A 17243-nucleotide genomic window follows, 5' to 3' on the forward strand; every position below is an offset into this window, starting at 1 on the left:
TCTTATTCGAGCCGGCCCTCGACCAGGCGGACGTGCCGGTCGGCGGCGGCGATGGCATCGGGACGATGCGTGACCAGCACGATCGTCGCGCGGCCCTTCAATCCGGCAATCGTTTCGAGGATGCGTTCCTCGTTGCCGGCATCGAGCGCGCTGGCCGGCTCGTCGAGCAGGATCAGCCGCGGCGCACGCAGCAGCAGGCGCGCGAGCGCAAGCCGCTGGCGCTCGCCGCCCGACAGATTGGCGCCGCGATCGCCGACGACCGTGTCGAGGCCCTGGGGGAGCGCCGCAGTGAAGTCCGCGAGGCCCGCGTCGCGCAGGGCCTCGCGCATCGCCTCGTCCGACGCGTCGGGCCGCGCCCAGGCGAGATTGGCCCGGATCGAGGCATGAAAGAGGAAGGCTTCCTGCGCCATCGTGCCGACCGACCGGCGCCAGGCCGGCGCGATCTGCGGCGTGAGTTCCCGGCCGTCGATCAGGATGCGTCCCGAGCGCGGCGCCGACAGCCCGCCCAACAGGTCGAGGATCGTGCTCTTGCCCGCGCCGGAGACGCCCGACAGCACGGTGAGCGAGCCCGCGGGCAGCACGAGGTCGATGCCGCGCAGGATGTCGGGATCGTCCGCGCCGTAGCCGAAGCGCAGCTCCTCAAGCCGAATCTCGCGCTCGAAGGCGACCAGCGGGCCGATGTCTGCGCCTTGAGGATCGGCCGCCGCCTCGCAGGCCTCGATGGAAGCGGCGACGGTCCGGTAGGCAGGCGACGCATGGACGAACTGCTGGCCGAGTTCCTGCACGTTCTGCAGCATCGGCAGCAGCCGCTGGAACACCAGGATCAGCACTAGCAGATCCGCGAGCGGCAGGGCGGCCCAGCTCGCCGCCAGCCACAGGAAACCCGCGAGGGCGACGGCGACGACGCAATCGAGCACGAGGCGGGTGTTGGCCTGCAGGCGGTTTGCCGCGAGGTGAGCGCCCTCGGCGCCGCGCGCGGCATCGGCGAAGGCCCGGACATGCTGCGCCTCCGCGCCATAGGCTTTGGTGAGCTTCAGCGCCTGCAGGAACTCGGTGATCTCGCGGCTGATGATGACGTTGGCCTCGGACGCGAGTTCGCCCAAGCGCCGGCTTTCCGTCAGCCTGTGCCGCATCAGCCAGCCCAGGGCGGCGCCGAAGGCGATGGCGAGCGCGGTGAATCCCGGCGCGATCGCGAAAGCGACGACGAAATGCGCCACCAGGATGGAGAGCCGCGCCGGCATCTCGAGCAGGAGCCAGGTGGCGTGCTCGACCCGGTCGATCTCGGTCGAGAAGATCGCATGGAAGTCCGCGGTGCGCTGGCGTCGCAGGTAGGTCCACGAGGCGTGGGCGATGGCGGCATAGGCGCGGACCTGCAGCGCCACGGCGAAGTCGAAGGACAGGCGCGCCGCCGCAAATTGGCGCGCGCGGGCGAGCAGCGCACGCACCAGCACGACCGCCAGGAAGACCAGCAACAGGCCAGGCAGCGATCGCGGCAGCAGGGCGAACAGCCCGCCCTGCGCGCCGGCATCGGTGGCGCCCAGCGAATTCAGCAGCGGCACGAGGAGTGCCAGGCCGACGCCGTCGGTCGCGCCGGACAGCACGATCAGCAACGTCAGGACGGCCAGCCGTCCGGCCCCGGCCTGCCCGCTGCGCAGGCGCCACGCCGCCCTTAGATCAGCCAGCATCGGCTGCGATCGCGTCCATGCCGCAGCCTAGCAGGCGGATCGATCCCGCGCCCTCTACTCCGCAGCGGCGGCGAAGCGCAGGTCGGGCAGCGGCCCGGCGCGGTCGATCGCGGCGCCGGCGTCGAATTTCTTCAGCTCGGGCATCACGGTCCGGGCGAACATCGCCATGTTCCGCGCCGCTTCCTCGTGCGGCATGCCGGCGTAGGAGAAGACGCCGACATAGCCGCAATTGTTCGTCTGCCTGTGGATCGCCAGGATCTTCTCATGCACCTGCTCGGGCGTGCCGTAGACCTGCAGGTCGGCGAAGAACTCGATCGCCTTCTGGTCGCCATAGACCGCGAGCTTCTCGTTCATCTTGGCGTAGTACTCGTAGCCGCGCTGGTTCTTCATGTGCGCGCCGGCGAACTGATAGTGGTCGAGCACCGTGCGGTAATAGCCGCCGATGTACTTCACCGCCATCTCGCGCGCCCGCTCGGCGCTCTCGTCGACGAACGTCCAGCCGGCCGAGATCGGCTGCGGCGCGTCGGTGCCGTTGATCTCGCGATAGAGCGAATTGTACTCGGTCAGCTCCTTCTCGACCTCGCGCCATGGCTTCTGCGGGATGATCAGGAGACCAACGCCCAGCCGCGCCATGATGCGCGCGCTCTCCGGCGAGACGGCGGCGGCGTAGGTGCGCCCGCGGAAGCTTTTAAACGGCGCGGGGCGGATCTCGACCGGCGGCTGCCTGTAATGCTTGCCTTGGTACTCCATCACGCCGGTCTCGAGGCCTTTCAGCAATGCCTCGCCGTATTCGACGAACAGCTCGCGGCTGTCGCCCATGTCGAGGCGGAACCCGTCGAACTCGACTTTCCCGGCGCCGCGGCCGAGACCCAGGATCATGCGGCCGCCCGAGAGGTGATCGAGCATCGAGATCTGCTCGGCGACCCGCATCGGATCGTGCCACGGCAGCACCACGACCATCGAGCCCAGCCGTACATGCCGTGTGCGACCGGCCATGTAGGACAGGAACTGCACCACGTCGGGGCACATCGTGTAGTCGGTGAAGTGATGCTCGACCGACCAGATCGAATCGAAGCCCAGCGGTTCGGCCATATCCGCCAGCGCCAGCTCGTTCAGGTAGATCTGGCGGTCGGAGAGCGCCCGGCCGGTGTTCTGGAAGACTGCAGCCATTCCGACGTGCATGGCGTTACCTCCTGCTGGTTGCCGCATGGTAAACGTCTGTTCACATGATTGGGAAGTGCCCGCCGATGCTTGATTCCGCCGTATTCGACCGTCATATCCGCCGCATGCGCACCCTGCTCGCCGCTCTTTCCTCCGCCGCTCTTCTCGCTCTTGGAACCGTCCAGGCTCACGCCCAGGCGCCGGTGCAACAGGCGCAGGCGCCAGCTTCCAATCCGCAGGTTGCGGAAGTGGAACGCTACTTCAACGGCATCCGCACGATGCAGGCCCGCTTCGTCCAGTCGAACCCGGGCGGCACCGTGGTGCAGGGCACGCTCTCGGTCAGCCGGCCCGGCCGCATGCGCTTCGAGTACGATCCGCCCTCGCAGCTCAAGATCGTGGCCGACGGCAGCCAGGTGACGATGTGGGACATCGCCAACCGCGACTTCGGCCAGTGGCCGATCGGCTGGACCGCCGCGTCGTTCCTGGTGCGCGAGCCGATGGTGCTGCAGGGCGGCGACCTCACGGTCGAGAAGATCGAGCGCGCCGACGGCATGCTGCAGCTCACCATGAGCCAGACCAAGAAGCCGAACGAGGGCAAGGTCATCGTGCGCCTCAGCGAGAACCCGATGGTGCTGCGCGGCTGGTCGATCATCGACAATCGCGGCCAGCGGGTCGACGTTGCGCTGAACGGCCTGCAGACCGGCCTGCCGCTGGCGCCTGCCCTGTTCAAGTATGACGGCCCGGATGCCAGCATTGTTCGGCGTGGCAACAGATAGGTCTATAGTCGCCGCCTGAAACCGGCGTGGGGACTTTTAGACGTGAGCGGACTGACGGTGAGGGCCTCGACCGAGGCCGACGTGGCGCGGTGCGCCGAGATCTACGGACATCACGTGCTGCACGGCACGGCCTCCTTCGAGGTCGATCCGCCCGACCTCGCCGAGATGAAGAAGCGCCGCGCCGCCGTCCTCGACCTCGGCCTGCCCTATATCGTCGCCGAGAAGGACGGCCGCCTGCTGGGCTACGCCTATGCCGGCCTCTACCGCACCCGGCCGGCCTATCGCTTCACCGTCGAGAACTCGATCTACATCGACAAGGATGCCGTCGGGCAGGGTGTCGGCAAGGCGCTGCTGGTGCCGCTGATCGACCTCTGCGCCCGCGACGGCCGCCGCCAGATGATCGCCGTGATCGGCGACTCCGCGCACGTCGCCTCGATCAACCTCCACGCCTCCTGCGGCTTCGAAATGACCGGCACCTTCAAGAGCGTCGGCTTCAAGTTCGGTCGCTGGCTAGACAGCGTGCTCATGCAACGGCCGCTGGGCGAGGGGGATACGAAACCGCCGGCGTCCAATCCGTAGGAAGGTGTCGCGATGAGACTCATCGACTATTTCGACCGCGGCGCCGATCTCTATCCGGAGCGGCATTGCCTGCATGACGGCACGCAGGGCTGGACCTATCGCGAGGTGCGGGGGCAGACGCATCGTGTCGCCAACGGGCTTTTGGGCATGGGCCTCGGGCGCGGCTCGAAAGCGGCGGTCTACAGTCCCAACCATGCGGCGGCTTACGCCTGCCTGCTGGGCATCGTGCGGGCCGGGATCACCTGGGCGCCGGTCAATGCGCGCAACGCGCTGGAGGAGAATCTCTACATCCTGAACAACACCGACGTTGAGGTGCTGTTCTACCATTCGAGCTTCGAAAACTATCTTCCGCGCATCCGCGAGGCCTGTCCGCGCATCACCGGCTTCATCTGCATCGACACGCCGTCCTTCGCCGAGTGGCTGGCGGCGCAGAAGGAGATGGCGCCGGACCTGCCGGACGCGCCGGACGACGTGGCCTTCCTCGCAAGCTCCGGTGGCACGACGGGCCGGCCGAAGGGCGTGCAGATCACCAACGGCAACATCGAGACGATGAACTCGATCTTCTGGGCCTGCATGCCCGTGACGTCGCCGCCGGTCCATCTGATGGTGGCGCCGATGACGCATGCGGCAGGTGTCTGCTCGTTTCCACTGCTGGCGTTCGGCGGCACCAATATCTTCATGGGCACCGCCGATCCCGGCGGCATTCTGGCCGCGATCGAGAAGCACAAGGTCACGCATGTCTACATGCCGCCAACCCTGATCTACATGCTGCTCGCCCATCCCGACATCGCCAAGTACGACTACAGCTCGCTGAAGCATCTCGTCTACGCGTCGGCGCCGATGTCGGTCGACAAGCTGGTCGAGGCGGTAAAGGTGTTCGGCCCGGTTCTGACCCAGACCTACGGCCAGGCCGAGGCCTGCATGATCTGCACCTTCTTCTCGCCGGCCGATCACGTGGCGGCGCTGGAGACCAACAACCGTCACCGGCTCGCAAGCTGCGGCAAGGTCTCACCGCTGGTGCGGCTCGAGGTCATGGACGATGCCGGCAAGCTCCTGCCGCGTGGGCAGCGCGGCGAGATCGTCGTGCGCGGCAATCTCGTGATGAAGGGCTACTACAACAACGTCGAGGCGACGGCCGAGGCCTCGGCCTTCGGCTGGCACCATACCGGCGACATCGGCGTCATCGACGAGGACGGCTTCGTCTATATCGTCGATCGCAAGAAGGACATGATCATCTCCGGCGGCTTCAACGTCTTCCCCGGCGAGGTCGAGCAGGTCCTGTGGAGCCATCCTTCGGTTCAGGACTGCGCGGTGATCGGCGTGCCCGACGAGAAGTGGGGCGAGGCGGTGAAGGCCGTCGTCGAGCTGAAGCCCGGCATGACGGTGCCGGCCGACGAGTTGATCCAGCTTGCCAAGGAGAAGCTGGGCGGCGTGAAGGCACCCAAGACCGTCGACTTCATCGACGTTCTGCCGCGCAGTTCCGTCGGCAAGGTGCTGAAGAAAACGCTGCGCGAGCCCTACTGGGTCGGTCACGAGCGGAAGATCTGATGCGCGATTGGCTGCGGCGCCTGCCGCCCAACGTGCAAGGCGCCCTGTGGCTGGTGAGCGGCGGGTTCATCTTCACTTCGACCGGCGTGATGATTCGCCTGCTGTCGGAGCAGGTCGAGAGCGTCCAGACGGCGTTCTTTCGCGCCATCATCTCGGTGATCATGCTGATGCCGCTGATGCTGTCGGGCCGGGTGAAACCCTGGCTCAGCCAGCGCATCAAGGGTCATTTCTGGCGCACCTTCATGGGCACCACCTCGATGGTGCTGGGCTTTTATGCGATCTCGATGCTGCCGCTGGCCGATGCGACGGCCATCGCTTTCTCGCAGCCGTTGTTCTCCGTCGTCGTGGCGGCCGTCATCGCCAAAGAGAAAGTGCGCTGGCGGCGCTGGACCGCGACCATCGTCGGCTTCGTCGGCGTGCTCATCATGGTGCGGCCGGGCGAGGGCAGCCTGCAGCTCGGCGCGCTGGTGGCGCTGGCCAATGCCGCCTGCGTGGCGATCTCCATCCTGCTGGTGAAGAGGCTTTCCGACTCGGAATCGCCGCTGATGATCCTGACGCAGTTCGCGATCTTCTCGACCCTGTTCCTGGCGCCGCCGGCGATCTGGGTGTGGCGTTGGCCCGATCTCTGGGGCTGGGTGCTGGCGATCGGCATCGCGTCCACCGCCACGATCGGCCAGTATTTCTGGGTGCAGGCCTTCAAGTCCGGCGAGATGTCGGCGATCGCGCCCTTCGAATACATGCGCCTGCCCTTTGCCGTGTTCATGGGCTGGCTGATGTGGAACGAGATGCCGGTCGTGTGGACTTATGTCGGCGCCGGCATCGTCATCGCCTCGGCGCTCTACATCGCCCACCGCGAGCACGTGGTCGCGCGCGAGCGCAAGCGCGCTGCAGCGGTCAGCCCGCCGGAGAAGCCTCAGACGAAGCCGCCCCCTGGCCCTGCTCCTTGAGCAGCCAGGCCCGCGCCTGAGCGCGGTGCGCCTCGGTGATGTGCATGCGCGCGGCGGTGAAGGCCGCGACCATGATGGCGGCGTCGTCGGTGAAGCCGAGGCCCAGCAGCATGTCGGGAATGACGTCGAACGGCAGCACGAAATAGGCCAGTGCCCCGAAGAGCGTGGCGCGGATCGGCAGCGGCGTGGCGCTGTCGCTGGCGCAGTAAAAGGCCGCGACCGCGTCCTCGGTGAAGGGCACGCGGCCCAGGTTCCGGCGCGCCTTCTGCCAGAAGCCCTGGCGCACGGTCGCCTCGTTCCGGACAAGATCCGATTCATCGCTCATGCCGTGAAAGGTTGGGTCGGCGGGCCGGCTTGGCAAGAGGGGCGGTCGTGCTAAAAGCGCCCAACCACGGAGGGCATGGATGAACGTCAAGGGTCAGGCCGCCATCATCACGGGCGGCGCTTCGGGATTGGGCGGCGCCACGGCGTCGGCGCTGGCGGCGGCGGGCGCCAAGGTCGCGATCTTCGACCTGCAGGACGAACTGGGCGAGCAGAAGGCCAAGGAAATCGGCGGCATCTTCGTGAAGACCAATGTCGGCGACGCCGGCAGCGTCGAGGCCTCGGTCAAGACCGTCGTCGAGAAGCTGGGCGCCCCGCGCGTCGTGGTGAACTGCGCCGGCATCGGCCGCTCGGGCCGCACCATCTCCAAGTCCGGCCCGCACGATCTCGCGATGTTCAGCCAGGTCATCCAGGTCAACCTGATCGGCACGTTCAACGTGATCCGCGTCGCAGCCTACGCCATGAGCCAGGCCGAGCCGATGGACGGCGGCGAGCGCGGCGTCATCATCAACACCGCGTCGGTCGCGGCGTTCGACGGCCAGATCGGCCAGGCGGCCTATTCCGCGTCGAAGGGTGGCGTCGTCGGCATGACCTTGCCGATCGCGCGCGACCTCGCGAGCCTCGGCGTCCGCGTCTGCACCATCGCGCCCGGCCTGTTCCTGACGCCGATGATGATGAGCCTGCCCGCGGAAGCGCAGAAGAGCCTGGGCGCCCAGGTGCCGTTCCCCTCGCGCCTCGGCGACCCCAAGGAATACGCCCAGCTCGCCATGAGCATCGTCGAGAATCCGATGCTGAACGGCGAGACGATCCGCCTCGATGGCGCCATTCGCATGGCGCCGAAGTAAGCGGCATTTCCGGGGGCGCCACGATGCGGCTTGCGACGATACTGCTGACGGCGACGGCCACGGTTGTGCTGGCCGCGCCCGCGATGGCCGAGCCGCGCTGGCTCGCCTGCAAGGTCACCGATCAGGGCGGCCAGGTGCGCAATTTCAGCGTCGTGTTCGACGACCGGCGCAATACGGCGGGTGTCTGGGACGGAAATTCGATGGCCGACGGCACGAACGTCGCCATCACGTTCCAGGCGCTGCGCGCGCGCTTCCCGAACTTCACGATGACCTATAACAGGAACGACGGCACGCTCTCGATGACGCCGCTGGGCGCCAACTATGGCGGCCTGCTGCATGGCGAGTGCCGGCGCGCCGCGGCGCCGCCCGGCGTTCCCGCCGAGCTGCGCTAGGACGTTTCGTCAGCCGTTAGTAGAGATCGGACCGCTGCTCGCAGCGCAGGTCGGCGATGCTGTTCTCCGTCGCCTGGCGGCCCGGCGTCGTCTGGCCGTTGCAGGTGTAGCGGATGCGCAGCGTCTTGGTGAGGCGATCGGGCATGCCGAAGATGTAGGCCATCGCCGGCACCTGGCAGCGCGTCGGGCCGTCGCCGCAGATGTCCTTGACCTGCTGGGTCACGTCGATCGTCGAGTTCGGGCCGCCCCACGAGGCTTCGAGGATGTCGATGCGGCGCGGCACGAGCGGCGCTCCGCCGACGCAGGCCATCTGGACCTTGAAGGTCGGCGGCACGATCTCGGCCAGCACGAAGTTCTGCGGCTGGCAGGTCCAGATCACCGTCAACTTCTTGGCGAGGTCGAAGCGGCTGTCGTTATAGGCCGGGCCGTTGGCGAACACGTCGCAGGGATAGCCGCCGGGGCAGGTCACCATGCTGGTCACGTCGGCGGCCGGACCCGCCTGCGGCAGGCCCCAGTAGGCGCGCTTGATCAGCGCCGTCGACTGCACGACCCGCGGGGACTGGCTGCACGCCACGACCGCACCGACGACGGCCATTGCAATAAGAACAAGACGACCCCAAGCCATAAAACCCCCGGTATTTACCCGCACGACGATCCCAAGATCCCGCGGGCAAACTAACGTCAGGTCGCGGCCGCGGCAATCGGCCAAGCTTGACACTATTTGCACTGTCTTTAGAAATTACTGCGGATGGGGATCGCGGTCTCCCCACGAGGCGACAGCCGAAGCATCGCGTCCTGCCCCACTTCACAAGGACGCCGCCATGCCTTCGCCCAACACGATCTCCCCCGACAAACTCTCGCGCCTCATCGGCCGCCCCGATTCACCCGTACTGATAGACGTCTGTACCGAGGAAGACTTCGCCGCCAATCCGTATCTCGTGCCGGGCGCATTGCGCCGGCCCTGGGCCGAGGTGGCCACCTGGGGGCCAGGCGTCGTCGACGCCCGCCGGCCGGCCGTGGTGATCTGCAAGAAGGGCCAGAAGCTCAGCCAGGGCGTTGCCGCGCGGTTGCGTCATGAGGGTGTGCCAGCCGACATCCTCGAAGGCGGCATCCTTGCGTGGCAGGCCGCCCGGTTTCCGACGGTGCGTGCCGATCGCCTGCCGCGTCGAGATGCCAGCGGCCGCACCGTCTGGGTGACCCGCAGCCGGCCCAAGGTGGATCGCATTGCCTGTCCATGGCTGATCCGCCGCTTCGTCGATCCGCAGGCGGTCTTCCTCTTCGTCGCGCCCGCCGACGTGCTCGACGTCGCCGACCGCTTCGGCGCGACGCCTTTCGACGTCGATCACAAGGACGTGCACTGGAGCCATCGCGGTGAGCTCTGCACCTTCGACGTCATGGTCGAGGAGTTCGGCCTGGCGACCGAACCGCTGAAGCGGCTGGCGACGATCGTGCGCGGCGCCGACACGGCGCAGCCGGAACTGGCGCCGGAATCGGCCGGCCTGCTCGCGGCGTCGCTCGGCCTCTCGCGCATGTATTCCGACGACCTGGCGCAGCTTGAGGCCGGCCTCGCGCTCTACGATGCCTTCTATCGCTGGTGTCGCGATGCGGTGGACGAAGGTCACGACTGGCCGCCGACCGCGAGGAAGTCGTGAGCGAACCGCGAGAGCACGGCGTCCCCTTCAAGGAAGCGATGAAGGTCTGGCTCCGGGTGGCCGCGCTGTCGTTCGGCGGTCCGGCGGGCCAGATCGCGGTGATGCATCGCATCATCGTCGAGGAGAAGAAGTGGATCGGCGAGCAGCGGTTCCTGCAGGCGCTGAACTACTGCACGCTATTGCCCGGTCCCGAGGCGCAGCAGCTCGCGACCTATATCGGCTGGCTGATGCATCGCACGGCCGGCGGGCTGCTGGCCGGCACGCTGTTCGTGTTGCCCGGCATGATCGCGATCATGGCGCTGTCGTGGGTCTATGTGCTGCTGGGCAAGGTCAGTCTCGTCCAGGGCCTGTTCTTCGGCCTCAAGGCCGCGGTGCTGGTGATCGTGATCGAAGCCGTGCTGCGTGTCGGCCGGCGGGCGCTGCGCAACACGGCGATGCGCCTGCTGGCGGTCGCCGCCTTCATCGCGATCTTCTTCTACGGCGTGCCGTTTCCATTGATCGTCGTCGTCGCGGCGTTGATCGGCTTCGTCGGCACGAAGCTCGGCTGGACGGCGTTCCAGGCGGGAGGTCATGGCGGCGGGTCCGCGCAATTCGGCGACGCCCAATCGCTGCTGGGCGAAGCGACGCCCGAGCATGCGAAGCCCAATCTCGTCTGGTCGCTGTCGATCGGCGCGATCTTCCTCGCTCTCTGGCTCGCGCCGGTCGGCCTGTTATGGGTCCTGCGCGGACCCGAGGACGTGTTCACCCAGATCGCGGTGTTCTTCAGCAAGATGGCCGTCGTGACCTTCGGCGGCGCCTATGCGGTGCTGGCCTATGTCGCGCAGCAGGCGGTCGACCAGTATGGCTGGGTCACTGCCGGCGAAATGCTCGACGGGTTGGGGCTTGCGGAGTCGACGCCCGGTCCGCTGATCATGGTGACGCAGTTCGTGGGCTTCCTCGGTGCCTGGCGCGACCATGAGGGCCTGCATCCGCTGCTCGCCGGGACGCTGGGCGGGCTGCTCACCACCTGGGTCACCTTCGTGCCGTGCTTCCTCTGGATCTTCGTGGGCGCGCCCTATGTCGAGGCGTTGCGCAACAACAAGGCGCTGTCGGGCGCGCTGGCCGCCATCACCGCCGCGATCGTGGGCGTGATCCTCAATCTCGCCGTCTGGTTCGGGCTGCAGGTGCTGTTCGGCGAGCTGCGGCCGGTCAGCCTGCTGGGTGCCACCGTGGACATGCCGGTGCTGGGGTCGGCAAATGTCGCGGCCGTGGCACTGGCGGCGGCCTGTGCCGTTGCTGTATTCCGCTTCCGCTTCGGGATGATCCCGGTCCTGCTGGCCAGTTCGATGGCCGGCATCGTCTACGCGTTGATGCTATAGGAACACCATGACCGACACGCTCCCCGACCGCCTCTCCACCAACCCGAAGAGCCCGCATTACGACGAGGCGCTTCTCCAGCGCGGCATCGGCATCCGCTTCGATGGCCAGGAGAAGACCAACGTCGAGGAATATTGCGTGAGCGAAGGCTGGATCCGTGTCGCCGTCGGCAAGACGGTCGACCGCAAGGGCAACCCGCTCACCATCAAGCTGAAGGGCGTCGTAGAACCCTTCTTCGAGACTAAGAAGACCTAGGCGTCGCATGGGCGGGCCGCGCGAGGGACTTCGCACGACGCGGCCGCTTCCCGGCCGCCGCAGGGTGCTGCGGGCGGGCGTCGCCACGGCGGGTCTTCTCTTCGCGGCCGCACCTGGGGGAGCGCAAACCATGAAAGTCCGTCTCGGCACAGCCACGCCCGGTGGCGGCTTCCCGGTCTATGGCGCGGCCTTCGTCGAGGGCGTGCGCCGCTTCGATCCCGCGCTCGAGATCGAGGCGATCAACACCAAGGGCAGCACCGAGAACGTGCCGATGCTCGAGGCCGGCACGCTCGACATCGCGCTGGTGCAGGGCGAGGTCGTGCACGAGGTGCTGCAGGGCATCGGCCGTGCGCCGGCCGACCTGCGCGTGCTGACGGCGATGTATCCGACCGCCGGCATGTTCGTCGTGCGCGCCGATTCGCCCTATCGCAGCATCGCCGATTTAAAAGGCAAGCCGATCGCCTGGGGCGCCGGCGGTTCGGGTCTGGTGATCCTCGGTCGCTACGCGATGGACGGGCTCGGCCTCGATGCGGCGAAGGACTTCCAACCGATCTATCTCGAACGCGCGGGCGATGGCCCGGCGATGGTACTCGACGGACGTGCGGCCGCGCTGTGGGGCGGCGGCAATGGCTGGCCGGGCTTCGTGACCATGGCCAACAGCAAGGAGGGCGCACGCTTCATCGCGCCCGATGCCGCCGAGATTCAGCGCATTCTGGCCAAGCACAAGTTCCTGAAGCCGGTGACGCAGGCGGCCGGCAGCTTCCCCGGCCAGACCGCGGCGATCCCGTCGGTCGGCTCCTGGAGCTTCGTGCTGGCGCGGCCCGGCCTCGACGAAACGGTTGCCTATCGCATCGTGAAGGCGCTGCAGGCCGTGCAGCAGGCGGGCAATCCGCCGGCGCAGCTCGTCGACACGACGGCGGCCAACACGGTCGCCGTGACGCCCGGTCGCGAAAGGTTGCATCCCGGAGTCGTTCGTTTCTATCGCGAGATCGGTCTGCTGACGTAACCATCAGCGGGCTCCCGCGTTGCCCGCAAGGAACAACGAAGGAGCCCCAGCCATGGACAAGTCCAAAGCCAACGGCAAGATCGAAGGCGAAGGCAGCTACAGCGCCACCGCCGACTACAACAATCGCACCGCCGAGTTCCTGAAGAAGGGCAATGTCGACAGCGCCGCGCGCGAGGCGATGCAGGCGCTCGATTCGGAGGAAGCCGGCATGCTCAAGGACGCCGAAGCCAAGGGCAAGGCGGGCGATCCGAAGGGGCAGGGCAAGGCGAAGACCAAGTAGGTCTTCGCCTTCACACGCCTTATTCGGGCTTCAGCAGGCCCTTCTTGGCGAGTTCGCCGATGCCGATTTCGTCGGTCTTCATGAAGGCCACGAATTCGGCCGGCGTCGACGGACGCACCGTGGCGCCGAGTTCGGTGAACTTCTGCTTGATCGCGGGCTCGGCGAGCGCGGCGACACAGGCGGCGTTCAGCGTGTCGATGATCGGCTTCGGCGTGTCCTGTCGAACGTAGATGCCGAGCGTCGTGCCGCCGTCGAACGGCTTGCAGCCGGTTTCGGCCAGGGTCGGCACGTTGGGAATTTCCGGCGCGCGCTTCTCGCCGACCACGACGAGCGGCTTCAGCTTGCCCGCCTGGATGTGCGGCAGCGAGCTCGAGAGCTGGTCGCAGAAGCTGTCGATCTGTCCGGCCAGCACGTCGTTCAGGCCGACGCCCGAACCGCGATAGGGGACGATCGAGAAGCTGACATTCTCGTTCTCCTGCATGCGCAGGATGTCGGTGTGGTTCGGCGTGCCGTTGCCGGCATGACCCATGCTGATCGTGCCGGGCTTGGCCTTGGCGGCGGCGAGGAGGGGCTGGAAGTCGTTGAAGCGGCTGTTGGCCGGCACGACGACGACCATCGGCACGGTGCTGATCATGCTGACCGGCGCGAAGGACGGCACCATCGACGGCTTGCCGGCCATCAGCGGCGAGACGAACAGCGTGCCGAAGCCCGCGATCACCATCGTGTAGCCGTCGGGCGGCGCCTGCAGCGCCAGTTCCTGGCCGACGACGCCACCGGCGCCGGGCCGGTTGTCGATGATGATGGTCTGCCCGAGCTTGCGCTGCATGCCGTCGGCCGCGAGACGCGCCGACACGTCGGCGTTGCCGCCGGCGGCGAAGGGAACGATGAAACGGATCTGCTTGGTCGGAAAGGCCTGCGCCCGCGCGCCGAAGCCGGTCGCCGTCGCTGCCGTTGCAGCCAGTCCACCCAGAATAAACGAACGCCTCTGTGCCACGATATCTTCCTCCCAACACACACTTGTTGGCCGGAGCATCGTCTGCGGCGTGGGGCGAGGCCACTCAAAATCGCCGCCACCTTTCGCGGGATGGAAAGTCGCGCAACCACACTCTCTGCAGCGGCGTTTTTTCACTGAACCCAAAAGGAGAAAGGAGCGACGCCATGCGAGTGAGCGATGCCATGACGCGAGATGTTTGTGTTGCGCGACCCGACCACACGATCGCCGACGCGGCGCGGATGATGCTGGCGATCGACGCCGGCCTGCTGCCCGTCGGCGAGGACGACCGGCTGGTGGGCATGATCACCGACCGCGATATCGCCGTGCGCGGTATCGGCGAGGGCAAGGGACCGGACACCGAGGTCCGTGAAGTGATGACCCAGGACGTGAAATACTGCTTCGTCGACGAGGACACCGCGCACGTCGCCAAGAACATGGGCGAGCTGCAGGTGCGCCGCCTGCCGGTGATCGATCGCGACAAGCGCCTCGTCGGCATCCTGTCGCTGGCCGATGTCGCTGCGCACGAGAATGACGGCCGCAAGGTCGGCAACGCGCTGCGCGAGATCGCCCAGCCGGGCGGTGAGCACAATCAGGGCGCCGAAGAGCGCGGGAGGGGCATGTGAGCGCGCCGCACGCCGCCGTCTGGCTGAACGCCGACGAGGCTCACATCTTCCGTTTCGGCTCCGGCGAAGTGGAGAAGTGCGAGGTCAGGGCCGAGGGCAACGGCCGCGTTCGCGACGATCGCGAATACTTCGAGGCGATCCTGGCCGAGTTGACCGAGGTCGAAGGCTGGATGATCGCGGGTCCCACGGGCCCGCGCCAGGACTTCGAGAAGTATGTGAAGGTCGGTCACGCCGAGCAGCTTGCGAAGAAGCTGGTCGGCGTGGAGACGATGGACGAGCCGAGCGACGGCGAGCTGCTGCGTCACGCGCGCAAGCGGCTCTCGTCTTAGCTAGTTGCTGTTCTCCAGGCGCGTCACGACATAACCCCGGCCATCGCGCTCGACCTCGAAGCGGACGCGATCGCCCGGCCCAAGGCCTTTCAGCGAGGAGGGATCTTCCACGGTGAAGGCCCGCACGCCGCCCTCGGGCAGCAGCGGGAGCGGACGATAGTCGAGCGTGATGCGTCCGTTCTGCTGGTCCACGGCGACGACGCGGCCGCTGGCGAGCGGCGTGTCGTTCGGGACCTCGAGCGTACAATCCTCGAGATCGTGATTTTCGTACACGTCGTGGATGCTGGGAAGGCTCGAAGCCGAAAGCGGCAACGGCGACAACGCGACTGCTGCGAGCGCCGCAGCAAGCGTGAACATACTCTTCGACATTTGGGCTGAACTTCCAGGTAATGAACGCTACGCAGCGCTCCATCTGGGAAAGCTTTTGCCGATTTCCAGAGGTTACACCCGGGTGACAAGCGCGGCCCTGTCGCTTGTCACAGCCTCGAATTAAGTCCGCTTCAAGATGCAGGCTTCCTGCAAGCCTGCGCTCGCGATCATTCCGGCTTGATGTTGCCTTCGCGGATCACCTTGCCCCAGCGGTCGCGGTCGCCACTGACGAGCGTGACGACATCCTGCGGAGGGCCAGACAGCGGCTCGGCGCCAAACGTCGCCAGACGCTCGGCCGTGGCCGGCGAAGCGAGGACCTTGTTCACGGCGTCGTTCAGGCGCTTCACGACGGGCTCGGGCATGCCGGCCGGCCCTACGACGATGAACCAGCCTTCGATCTCGGCAGCGGCAAGGTTCAGCTCGCGCAAGGTCGGAAGCTCGGGCGCCAGCGTGCTGCGCTTGGGGCCAGTGACGGCCAGCGCGCGCATCTCGCCCCGCTGAACGTAAGGCAGCATCACCGCGACATTGTCGAACATCGTCTGGATGCGGCCTGCGAGGATGTCGGCGCGCACCGCGCCGCTGCCGCGATAGGGGACGTGCAGGATCTGGACGCCGGCGGTGCGCTGCAGGACTTCGCCCGCGAGATGCTGCGCCGTGCCCATGCCGGTCGACGCATAGGCGATGCCGTTCGGCTTGGACTTCGCGAGCGCGATCAGTTCGGCCACCGTCTTCACGCCGAGATCGGGATGAACGACCAGCAGGTAGGGCGTGCGCGCCACCGTGGCGATCGCCGTGAAGTCCTTGATCGGATCGAACGACAGGCTCGGATAGAGTGCGCCCAGCGTTGCGTGCGAGCTCGGCGCAAACAGCAAGGTGTAGCCGTCGGCCGGCGACTTCACGACCATCTCCGAGGCGATGATGCCGCTGGCGCCACCCTTGTTCTCGACCAGCACGTTCTGGCCGAGTTCGGTCGTCAGCCCCTGCGCCAGCAGGCGCGCGATCACGTCCGTCGCGCCGCCCGGCGGGAAGCCGACGACCAGTTTGATCGCCTTGTCGGGAAACGCGGGCGTCTGTGCCGCGGCCGGCAAAGCGAGAGCCATCGCGCCGCCTGCGAGCAGCGCTACGAATTTAGAGCGCAACATTGTCCATCCTCCCGGATTGGTTCTTCTTGTCTTGTCTGCGAGCCTTGGCAGCTTGCTTCAGGAAACCGCGGCGACCGCCTGCAGCATCGATTCACGGTCGTTGCCCGCCGTGTTGGCAGCGAAGCGGCCGCTCTCGACCTCGCCTTCGAGCGAGCAACGGAACATCACGCGCGGCTTGGTCTGGTCGAAGTCGCCCAGCGCCACGTGGCAGCTGCAGCGATTGTCCCACATCACCACGTCGCCGAGGCTCCAGCGGTGACGGTAGACGAACTCCGGCGAAGTCGCGTGCGCGTTGAGCATCGCCAGCAGGCTCTGGCTCTCCTCGTCGGACATGCCGAGGAAGCGGCGGATGCGCTGGTTGACCAGCAGCGACTTGCGGCCGGTCTCGGGATGGGTGCGCACCACCGGATGGATGACCGGCGGATTGCGCCGCTTCATCTCGGCCACGTCGGCGGGATCGCGCGCCTCGATGCCGCGGATCATCGACACGTCGTGCAGCGCCTCGAGGTTCTCGATCAGGCCGCGGATCGGCGGCGTCAGCGTCTCGAGCGCGAGGTAGAGGTTGGCGAACATCGTGTCGCCGCCGACCGGCGGCTTTTCCTTGCAGTGAAGGACCGCGCCCTTGGCGGGGCGGGACGTGTAGCTGAGATCGGTGTGCCAGTTGCGGCCCGAATTGTGGGTGCCCGACTTCTTGCCGCCGACCATCTTGTTGGTCAGGATCAGGATCTCGCGGTGATCCGGATGCAGGGTCGAGGGCGCCTGCGACTCGTGATTGTCGAGCACGCCGAAGCGGCGCGAGAAGGCGATCTGCTCCTCAGGCGTCAGGTCCTGCTCGGGGAACACCAGGACGATGTGCTCCAGCCAGGCCTTGTTGAGTTCCTCGTGCTGCGAGTTGGTCAGGGGCTTGCGCAGGTCGATGCCGCGGATCTGGGCGCCGGCCGCAAAGCCGAGGGGGGTGATTTCGAGCGAGTTCATGTGAGTTC

21 protein-coding genes are annotated in these 17243 nt (G+C 67.0%); 13 read left to right on the forward strand and 8 right to left on the reverse strand.

What is annotated here, in order from left to right; genetic code table 11:
* Nucleotides 1–2: 2 nt before the first annotated feature.
* Entirely contained in the window at nucleotides 3–1685 is a 1683-nt protein-coding gene (locus AC1RP5_RS06395; RefSeq protein WP_493109777.1) for an ATP-binding cassette domain-containing protein, read from the reverse strand.
* Between the two features lie 54 nt (nucleotides 1686–1739).
* Nucleotides 1740–2867, reverse strand: a complete 1128-nt coding sequence (locus tag AC1RP5_RS06400; RefSeq protein WP_493109778.1) for an LLM class flavin-dependent oxidoreductase — start codon at nucleotides 2865–2867, stop codon at nucleotides 1740–1742.
* 65 nt (nucleotides 2868–2932) lie between these two features.
* Here AC1RP5_RS06400 and AC1RP5_RS06405 point away from each other — a divergent pair, with 65 nt between their 5' ends.
* The 4 genes from AC1RP5_RS06405 to AC1RP5_RS06420 are packed head-to-tail and all read left to right on the forward strand — an operon-like array spanning nucleotide 2933 to nucleotide 6696.
* Entirely contained in the window at nucleotides 2933–3622 is a 690-nt protein-coding gene (locus AC1RP5_RS06405; protein WP_493109779.1) for a LolA family protein, read from the forward strand.
* 42 nt (nucleotides 3623–3664) lie between these two features.
* Nucleotides 3665–4201 (forward strand): GNAT family N-acetyltransferase, encoded by a 537-nt coding sequence (locus tag AC1RP5_RS06410; RefSeq protein WP_493109780.1) that lies wholly within the window; start codon nucleotides 3665–3667, stop codon nucleotides 4199–4201.
* Between the two features lie 12 nt (nucleotides 4202–4213).
* Complete coding sequence (locus AC1RP5_RS06415) at nucleotides 4214–5749, forward strand: class I adenylate-forming enzyme family protein (protein WP_493109781.1); 1536 nt, start codon at nucleotides 4214–4216, stop codon at nucleotides 5747–5749.
* Nucleotides 5749–6696, forward strand: a complete 948-nt coding sequence (locus tag AC1RP5_RS06420) for a DMT family transporter (protein ID WP_493109782.1) — start codon at nucleotides 5749–5751, stop codon at nucleotides 6694–6696. Before AC1RP5_RS06415 ends, AC1RP5_RS06420 begins: the two co-directional genes overlap by 1 nt.
* Here the strand turns inward: AC1RP5_RS06420 and AC1RP5_RS06425 are convergent.
* A complete protein-coding gene (locus AC1RP5_RS06425) occupies nucleotides 6644–7021 on the reverse strand; it encodes a YkvA family protein (RefSeq protein WP_493109783.1) in 378 nt (125 codons plus the stop codon). The two genes, AC1RP5_RS06420 and AC1RP5_RS06425, sit on opposite strands and share 53 nt — an antisense overlap.
* 79 nt (nucleotides 7022–7100) lie before the next feature.
* Between AC1RP5_RS06425 and AC1RP5_RS06430 the strand changes: the two genes are divergently transcribed.
* Nucleotides 7101–7862, forward strand: a complete 762-nt coding sequence (locus AC1RP5_RS06430) for an SDR family NAD(P)-dependent oxidoreductase (RefSeq protein ID WP_493109784.1) — start codon at nucleotides 7101–7103, stop codon at nucleotides 7860–7862.
* A 23-nt stretch (nucleotides 7863–7885) separates the two neighbouring features.
* Complete coding sequence (locus tag AC1RP5_RS06435) at nucleotides 7886–8254, forward strand: hypothetical protein (RefSeq protein WP_493109785.1); 369 nt, start codon at nucleotides 7886–7888, stop codon at nucleotides 8252–8254.
* Nucleotides 8255–8270: 16 nt separating this feature from the next.
* On the opposite strand, the gene AC1RP5_RS06440 is transcribed toward AC1RP5_RS06435, so the two are convergent.
* A complete protein-coding gene (locus AC1RP5_RS06440; RefSeq protein ID WP_493109786.1) occupies nucleotides 8271–8849 on the reverse strand; it encodes a hypothetical protein in 579 nt (192 codons plus the stop codon).
* A 226-nt stretch (nucleotides 8850–9075) separates the two neighbouring features.
* Between AC1RP5_RS06440 and AC1RP5_RS06445 the strand changes: the two genes are divergently transcribed.
* The 5 genes from AC1RP5_RS06445 to AC1RP5_RS06465 are packed head-to-tail and all read left to right on the forward strand — an operon-like array spanning nucleotide 9076 to nucleotide 12803.
* On the forward strand, nucleotides 9076–9906 hold the full coding sequence (locus AC1RP5_RS06445) for a chromate resistance protein ChrB domain-containing protein (protein WP_493109787.1): 831 nt from the start codon (nucleotides 9076–9078) through the stop codon (nucleotides 9904–9906).
* A 38-nt stretch (nucleotides 9907–9944) separates the two neighbouring features.
* On the forward strand, nucleotides 9945–11264 hold the full coding sequence (gene chrA, locus AC1RP5_RS06450) for a chromate efflux transporter (protein WP_493113302.1): 1320 nt from the start codon (nucleotides 9945–9947) through the stop codon (nucleotides 11262–11264).
* A 7-nt stretch (nucleotides 11265–11271) separates the two neighbouring features.
* Nucleotides 11272–11517 (forward strand): DUF3297 family protein, encoded by a 246-nt coding sequence (locus AC1RP5_RS06455; protein WP_493109788.1) that lies wholly within the window; start codon nucleotides 11272–11274, stop codon nucleotides 11515–11517.
* A gap of 7 nt (nucleotides 11518–11524) precedes the next feature.
* Entirely contained in the window at nucleotides 11525–12523 is a 999-nt protein-coding gene (locus tag AC1RP5_RS06460; protein ID WP_493109789.1) for a TAXI family TRAP transporter solute-binding subunit, read from the forward strand.
* 52 nt (nucleotides 12524–12575) lie between these two features.
* Nucleotides 12576–12803, forward strand: a complete 228-nt coding sequence (locus AC1RP5_RS06465; protein WP_493109790.1) for a hypothetical protein — start codon at nucleotides 12576–12578, stop codon at nucleotides 12801–12803.
* A gap of 19 nt (nucleotides 12804–12822) precedes the next feature.
* Here the strand turns inward: AC1RP5_RS06465 and AC1RP5_RS06470 are convergent, their stop codons facing one another.
* Nucleotides 12823–13797, reverse strand: a complete 975-nt coding sequence (locus tag AC1RP5_RS06470; RefSeq protein WP_493109791.1) for a Bug family tripartite tricarboxylate transporter substrate binding protein — start codon at nucleotides 13795–13797, stop codon at nucleotides 12823–12825.
* 164 nt (nucleotides 13798–13961) lie between these two features.
* On the opposite strand from AC1RP5_RS06470, the gene AC1RP5_RS06475 reads away from it, so the two are divergent.
* Nucleotides 13962–14420, forward strand: a complete 459-nt coding sequence (locus AC1RP5_RS06475; protein ID WP_493109793.1) for a CBS domain-containing protein — start codon at nucleotides 13962–13964, stop codon at nucleotides 14418–14420.
* Nucleotides 14417–14749, forward strand: a complete 333-nt coding sequence (locus tag AC1RP5_RS06480; protein WP_493109795.1) for a hypothetical protein — start codon at nucleotides 14417–14419, stop codon at nucleotides 14747–14749. Before AC1RP5_RS06475 ends, AC1RP5_RS06480 begins: the two co-directional genes overlap by 4 nt.
* On the opposite strand, the gene AC1RP5_RS06485 is transcribed toward AC1RP5_RS06480, so the two are convergent.
* From AC1RP5_RS06485 to AC1RP5_RS06495, 3 genes are all read right to left on the reverse strand, one after another.
* Entirely contained in the window at nucleotides 14750–15118 is a 369-nt protein-coding gene (locus AC1RP5_RS06485) for a copper-binding protein (RefSeq protein ID WP_493109796.1), read from the reverse strand. It lies immediately after the preceding gene.
* A gap of 167 nt (nucleotides 15119–15285) precedes the next feature.
* Entirely contained in the window at nucleotides 15286–16260 is a 975-nt protein-coding gene (locus AC1RP5_RS06490) for a tripartite tricarboxylate transporter substrate binding protein (RefSeq protein WP_493109797.1), read from the reverse strand.
* A gap of 57 nt (nucleotides 16261–16317) precedes the next feature.
* Nucleotides 16318–17235 (reverse strand): TauD/TfdA dioxygenase family protein, encoded by a 918-nt coding sequence (locus AC1RP5_RS06495; protein ID WP_493109798.1) that lies wholly within the window; start codon nucleotides 17233–17235, stop codon nucleotides 16318–16320.
* Between the last annotated feature and the right edge of the window lie 8 nt (nucleotides 17236–17243).

The sequence above is a fragment of the Reyranella sp. GW821-FHT12G01 genome (assembly GCF_058806575.1).